The sequence below is a fragment of the Cellulosimicrobium sp. BMG9.23 genome (assembly GCF_059159985.1).
In genome coordinates, this window is sequence record NZ_JBZGBZ010000026.1 from 1 (window position 1) to 343 (window position 343).

Sequence of the window (343 nt, forward strand, 5' to 3'; positions counted from 1 at the left end):
AAGACGCCCGATGAACTCCGGGATCAACCCGTACCGGTGCAGATCCTCCGGACGCACCTGCGCGAACAGGTCCTCCCCCGCACCCGTGTCGATCGACGCACCGAACCCCACCCCGCGCTTGCGCGCCCGCGCCGCCACGATGTCGTCCAACCCCGCAAAAGCCCCCGCCACGATGAACAACACGTTCGACGTATCGACCTGGATGAACTCCTGGTGCGGATGCTTCCGACCACCCTGCGGCGGCACCGACGCGCTCGTGCCCTCGATGATCTTCAACAACGCCTGCTGCACACCCTCACCCGACACATCCCGCGTGATCGACGGGTTCTCCGCCTTCCTGGCC

1 protein-coding gene is annotated in these 343 nt (G+C 66.5%); it reads right to left on the minus strand.

The window, feature by feature from the left end:
• Positions 1 to 343 (minus strand): AAA family ATPase (locus AC4H2G_RS21555; RefSeq protein WP_494367788.1); only part of this gene is annotated, 343 nt, incomplete at both ends.